The sequence below is a fragment of the Corallococcus exercitus genome (assembly GCF_003611585.1).
GTDB lineage: Bacteria > Myxococcota > Myxococcia > Myxococcales > Myxococcaceae > Corallococcus > Corallococcus exercitus.
In genome coordinates this window covers 1-3,459 of sequence record NZ_RAVW01000648.1, presented here as the reverse complement: position 1 = coordinate 3,459, position 3,459 = coordinate 1, and the positions used below count along the sequence as shown (strand labels likewise).

Below are 3,459 nucleotides of genomic sequence, written 5' to 3'. Positions count from 1 at the left end.
GCATGTCTCGTGGGCGCGGAGATGTGTATAAGATACAGGGCTCGGGCGTGCGCCGGGTGGAACGGCTGATCCGCCAGCTGCTGGACTTCACGCGCGCCCGGCTGTCCAACGGCCTGCCCGTGCACCCCGCCCCCGTCAACCTGGGACAGCTGGCGGAGCGCGTGGTGGCGGACCGGCGGACGGCCCACCCGGGCCGCGACCTGCGGCTCGTCACCACCGGCGACCTGAAGGGCACCTGGGACGGCGAGCGCCTCTTCCAGCTGATGGACTCGCTGGTGGGCAACGCCCTGCACCACGGCCCGGTGTCCTCATCCGTGGTGCTCCAACTTCAGGGGCGCTGGGACGGCGTGACGGTCCAGGTGCATGACCCGGACTGCCGGGTGCCGCCGGAGTACCAGGGCACCCTCTTCGAGCCGTTCAAGCACCGCGCCGTCTGCGCCGCGGACGACGGGTTGGGGCTGTCGCTCTTCATCGTCCGGCAGATCGCCCTAGCCCACGGCGGGCGCATCTCCGTGGAGTCGGGGGCGGCGGACGGCACCCGCTTCATCGTGTGGCTGCCCCGCGAGGACGCCCCCTCCACGTCCGGCCCCTGAGGCCGGGCGGGTCCAGGCCGCCGGGCCTGCGGGCGGGCGGGGCCTCCCATGTCCGGGCCACCGGCTTACGTCCGCGATAAAGGGGCACGGGGGTGGGGGAAGTCCCGGGTGCGTGGTGCGTTGCGAGAGTCCCGGTGGCCGTGATAGGGGGCCACCCGGTACATCAAGATTCGTGGCGGCCTACCCCGTTCCTCCGGCCGCCCCCTCCGCAAGGACGCTAGACGCCCATGGAAATCCGCGCCGACGAGATCAGCAGAATCATCCGGGAGCAGATCAAGGACTACGGCAAGAAGGTCACCGTCGCCGAGACCGGCACCGTGCTGTCCGTGGGCGACGGTATCGCCCGCGTGTACGGCCTGGAGGGCGCGCTCGCCGGCGAGCTGGTGGAGTTCTCCAACGCCGTGCAGGGCCTGGTCCTCAACCTGGAAGAGGACAACGTCGGCGTCGCCATCATGGGTGACTTCAAGGACATCCGCGAGGGTGACACCGTGAAGCGCACCGGGCAGATCGCCTCCGTGCCGGTGGGCAAGGGCCTGCTGGGCCGCGTGGTGAACGCGCTGGGCCAGCCGGTGGACGGCAAGGGCCCCATCGAGGCCACCGAGCACCGCCGCCTGGAGGTGAAGGCGCCCGGCATCGTGAAGCGCAAGTCCGTGCACGAGCCCCTGCAGACGGGCATCAAGGCGCTGGACGCGCTGGTGCCGGTGGGCCGCGGTCAGCGCGAACTCATCATCGGTGACCGCCAGACGGGCAAGACGGCCGTCGCGGTGGACGCCATCATCAACCAGAAGGGCCTGGGCGTTTACTGCATCTACGTCGCCATCGGGCAGAAGCAGTCCACCGTGGCGCAGGTGGTGGAGAAGCTGACCAAGCACGGCGCCATGGAGTACACGACGGTCGTCGCGGCGAACGCCTCCGACCCGGCGCCCATGCAGTACTTCGCGCCGTACGCGGGCGTCGCCATCGGCGAGTACTTCCGCGACAACAAGATGCACGGCCTCATCGTGTACGACGACCTCTCCAAGCAGGCCGTGGCGTACCGCCAGCTGTCCCTGCTCCTGCGCCGCCCGCCGGGCCGCGAGGCGTACCCCGGCGACGTGTTCTACATCCACAGCCGCCTGCTGGAGCGCGCCGCCAAGCTGTCCGACGAGGAGGGCGCGGGCTCCCTCACGGCGCTGCCCATCATCGAGACGCAGGCGGGTGACGTGTCCGCCTACATCCCGACGAACGTCATCTCCATCACCGACGGGCAGATCTTCCTGGAGACGGACCTGTTCTTCTCCGGCGTCCGCCCGGCCATCAACGTGGGTCTCTCCGTGTCGCGCGTGGGTTCCGCGGCGCAGATCAAGGCCATGAAGCAGGTCGCGGGCTCCATGAAGCTGGAGCTGGCGCAGTACCGCGAGCTGGCCGCCTTCGCCCAGTTCGGCTCCGACCTGGACAAGGCCACGCAGGAGACGCTGGCGCGCGGCGCCCGCATGGTGGAGCTGCTCAAGCAGGGCCAGTACGAGCCGCTGTCCGTCGAGCGTCAGGTCATCCAGATCTACGCCGCGACGAACAAGGACGACGCCGGCAAGCGCGGGTGGATCCGCCAGGTGCCGGTGGGTGACGTGGTCCGCTGGATGAAGGAGATGCTGGAGTTCGTGGACAGCAAGTACCCGAACATCGTCCAGGACATCGTTGCCAAGCGCGAGCTGACCGCCGACATCAAGGCGAACATCAACAAGGCGCTGACGGAGTTCAACGACCTGTTCCAGCCGACCCCGGGCGCCAAGGTCTAGTTTCGCGCCCCACGCGCGGTGCTGTAACGACGGCCCCGTCCTCCCTTCAGCTGGGAGGCGGGGCTTTTCGTTTGCCCGGGAGCGCCGGGCGGGTCAGCGCAGCCGGGGCAGGATGGCGCGCAGGCTCTTGTCCGCGCTTCCGCGCGCGCCCAGGCGCTCCACCGCGGCGCGCTCGTAGGGCATCACGTTGGCGCGCTCCACCAGCTGCACGTACGCCCCCAGCGCGGCGGGCATGGCCAGGTCCAGCTCGAAGATGTCACCCGCGACGAGCGTGGACTCCGGGCCCGTGTGCGTGGCGTCCCAGATGCGCTTGAGCGCGGAGAAGTAGCGCCCGCGCCGCAGGTACACCGGCCGGCCCAGCACGCCGTCCAGGTGGAGCGCCTCCGGCAGCGCGTCGAAGCGGGCGTCCCTTGGCTGCGTGTCCTCCAGCTGGAACTTGCGCGCGTCGCCGAAGACCTTCAGCCGCTCGCGGCCCTTGGGGGCCAGCTTGTCCAGCTTCGCCTCCACCAGCTCCGTGTGCGCGTTCGTCACCACCGACACGGGGAGGCCCGTGGCGAGCAGCGCCTCCAGCACCTCCTTCGCCTCCGCCTTGAAGGCCGTGGCCGAGTGCCGGTACGCGTCCCGGTACAGCGTCTGCACCGTGTCCGTGCGCACGGCTTCGTCGTCGCCCTTGCCGAAGCGCTGGAGCAGCCGGTGCGCGGTGCAGGTGGCCGTCAGGTAGGGGTCCGCGGTGGCCGGCGCCACGATGCGCCCCGCCACCTCCCAGCCGTACTGGTCCACGCCCTCATGCAGCGCGGCGACCTCCTCCGCCCACGCCTGGGACGCGTCCTGTCCCAGCACCCCGTACAGCGCTTGCTGGAAGTGCTTCAGGAAGGGCTCGCCCTCCGCCAGCACGTCCGTGAAGGTCCCATCGAAGTCCAGCACCACGCACGCGATCGCCATCCACCGGTCCTTGAAGCCCGGCCGTCCGAAGCACGGCCGTGAACGAAAGCCCCGAATGACGCCCCGTCGGCCGCCCCGAATCAAGTCCCCTGCCCTGCCTCCGGGTGGAGGCCGGTGCCAAGTCCCGGAAAGCCGGGTCCACCCCGGGT

At 70.3% G+C, this 3,459-nt stretch carries 3 protein-coding genes; 2 read left to right on the top strand and 1 reads right to left on the bottom strand.

What is annotated here, in order from left to right:
- Together D7W79_RS40240 and atpA are read left to right on the top strand one after the other, a co-directional pair.
- Positions 1-593 (top strand): sensor histidine kinase (locus D7W79_RS40240; protein ID WP_120530501.1); only part of this gene is annotated, 593 nt, incomplete at its 5' end.
- A 227-nt stretch (positions 594-820) separates the two neighbouring features.
- Positions 821-2,368: a F0F1 ATP synthase subunit alpha gene (gene atpA, locus D7W79_RS40235; RefSeq protein WP_120530500.1), complete on the top strand. Its 1,548-nt coding sequence runs from the start codon at positions 821-823 to the stop codon at positions 2,366-2,368.
- Between the two features lie 93 nt (positions 2,369-2,461).
- Here atpA and D7W79_RS40230 read toward each other — a convergent pair whose 3' ends face one another.
- The gene (locus D7W79_RS40230; RefSeq protein ID WP_120530499.1) at positions 2,462-3,310 is read right to left on the bottom strand and encodes an HAD family hydrolase; all 849 of its coding nucleotides are present in this window, start codon (positions 3,308-3,310) and stop codon (positions 2,462-2,464) included.
- Between the last annotated feature and the right edge of the window lie 149 nt (positions 3,311-3,459).